Here is a 2,388-nt window from a genome sequence, read left to right on the forward strand (position 1 = left end):
TGCTGATTTCAGTCCGAGCGCGGTGCGCGCATCTGCAGCCGTCGTCGCTCCCGTCCCGCCTTGTGCGATCGTCATGGCTTTCGTCAGGCCGGTCAGCTCTGTGATATCGCTGTTTGACCCGCGCTTTGCTGCACCGATATTGGCAAGCAACTGCGACGATGTTGTGGCGTTTCCGATGAGGGCTAACGACCCTCCCCATGACTCGACGATCTGCTTGAATCGGTCGGTTAGATCCTTGGGGTAGCCCTGGATCGGGACTAGGCTATATGTGCCGGCCGTGACGGTAGGCCCCTGATACGCGGGAGCGATGCTGAGCACTCTGTCGGTTGCAACGTTCACGACTTCGTAGCCCCTGCCATCTGGGCCCTTGAACTCGTCACCGACCCTACAGTTCGCAGCGAATGCTGTGCCGGTCCCGGTCACAGTCGTTGAGCCGCTTGTTATTGCGACAGTACCAGTTCTGTACCAGCCCATGGTTTTCTCCAGGCAATAAAAAACCCGCTCAAAGCGGGCTCTTGATGTTTGCAAATCAGTTGTAAGGAAAAGGTAATCCGGCAGTCTTTATCACGAGAGCTACCGGCAGCCGGTCGGTCGGGATGGCGGTGAAAGACGCAGGAACCGATGCGTTCATTGCTGGGTACGAGACCGGGCTTCCGCCCGAATTTGCGAACATGAACGATATACCGCCCACACGGCCATATGCCCCCTCGTTCACGCCGCACTGGGAAAGCATGGATCCCGATATTGTTTGTGTATTCCAGAGCGTGGCACTGCGCGAGAACGGCAGGAATACGGCGTACTCGACCCCGGCATCGAGCCCTACATCAACAACGCAATGCATCTGAGCATCTTGCGACGCAGTCTGGTAGCGAATGCGCTCCATGCGACCTCCGTCGTATGTGAGCAACTTGCGGCCGTACTGATCGTTTCCAGCGGGAGGGTCGGGAGCCTGCACTGCATTCACGATATTCAGCGGTGGCTGCAACGAGTTGAACGTGATCTGTCTATCCTCGTTCCAGGTCTTCAGGTACGGCCGGCCTGGGATATTGTCGGCCATCAAGTCGAAGCAGTAAAACTTAGTTGAAGCATCACCTCCGGCGTACATGAATGTCATGTTGCTACCTGACCGCGATGTACCGTTGAGACACCCTTTCCCCACAATGAACACGATCGGCGATATCGCATTACTTATTGTGAAGCCGAACATTGTATCGCCGAATCGGTTTGAGTCGATCCAGTTTGCTCCGTTGTTCGGATCAAGTTGGGCTGAGCGCAGGTATTTTCGAGGCCAAGTTTCTATCTCTGACATAGACCCACTTTTCACAAGCCCGTAGCAGATCTTGCTCGTATCAAACAGAAGCTCACCGGTCTCCTTGTTCACTATCAGTCGAGCGACCATCAGTAGTACCCGTAGTAAATGCGGCAGTTGGCCGAGAAGTAGCCCCAGCCTGAAGTCGAATATGAGTACGACCAGGAAAGCGTGTTGCCAGTGATTGTAACGCCTGGTTTTTTTCCTTTCTCGCGAGCCAGATCAACAAGCGGCACGACGATATAGAACATCACCTTTCCACTGGGTGGCGCAGGTATAGCTGTCGAACCATCTGCGCCTCCCGTGTCCACGCTGCCCACCATCTGACTGATTTTGCTGGTCATGTCGACCAGCACTTTTTCATCTGCCGTTTGTATAAAAAGTCCAGTCATCTCAAAGCGCCAAGTCGATGCCCAGTACACCGTTTGCGTGATACAGGCGAACGGCTGTGTTGTTGATTGAAAGGCGGCTTTGGCCTGGCCCGTTACCGTTCATTTCGAAAAGCCCATTTTTGTAAATGGCCCAACCTTGAATTCCTGCAACGTAATTCGTCGAACTGATGACATCCCCGATTTTCGCGTTCGTGATCGTACCGTCGGCGATGAATGCCTCGTTGATGAACACCTGGCCGTTCTGCACAGCAAAAGGAACCGACAGAGTGCTGTTGATTCCGTTCACAACTGCGAATGTGTCAGCGCTCACCAGAAACCTGCTTTGAAGCCCGCCTGGACCGTTCTCGATACCCAACCCAACGCTCGCAGCAACGTATTGCCCCTGAGCGTTGAGCTGCATCTTCACGGCCCACATCGTGCTCATCTTGCCTTCGGCATCAACCTGGGCCTGGGCGACCGTCTGCACTGCTGCACTGGTATCAGCAAGGGTTGCTTCGAGCGTTTCAGTCTTGCGCACGATGACTTCATCGCGCGTTGCGCTGACTTTTACTTCGCTCACGAATGCCGCAGTTGCGTCCCACTGCGCCAGGGCGCCGGCCATGTCCCCAGCCGGGTCGTCGTCGCGAGCAGAGGCGCGCAGGGCCTGCACGCTTTCTGCTGTCGCCGTGACCTTGCCATCCACTTCAG

At 55.4% G+C, this 2,388-nt stretch carries 3 protein-coding genes and 1 pseudogene; all 4 read right to left on the reverse strand.

Annotation, left to right across the window (positions count from 1 at the left end; all coding sequences use genetic code 11):
- Window positions 1-474: pseudogene (locus DN387_RS20655) on the reverse strand (phage tail protein); the annotation flags it as partial.
- Window positions 475-529: 55 nt separating this feature from the next.
- Window positions 530-1,381, reverse strand: coding sequence for a hypothetical protein (locus DN387_RS20660; RefSeq protein ID WP_254506267.1), 852 nt, complete (start codon window positions 1,379-1,381; stop codon window positions 530-532).
- Between the two features lie 17 nt (window positions 1,382-1,398).
- Window positions 1,399-1,701 (reverse strand): hypothetical protein, encoded by a 303-nt coding sequence (locus tag DN387_RS20665; protein WP_054915184.1) that lies wholly within the window; start codon window positions 1,699-1,701, stop codon window positions 1,399-1,401.
- Window position 1,702: 1 nt separating this feature from the next.
- The coding region (locus DN387_RS20670; RefSeq protein WP_254506270.1) for a DUF1983 domain-containing protein at window positions 1,703-2,388 on the reverse strand (686 nt) is incomplete at its 5' end.

The sequence above is a fragment of the Pseudomonas sp. FBF18 genome (assembly GCF_024261405.1).
Taxonomy (GTDB): Bacteria; Pseudomonadota; Gammaproteobacteria; order Pseudomonadales; family Pseudomonadaceae; genus Aquipseudomonas; species Aquipseudomonas palmensis.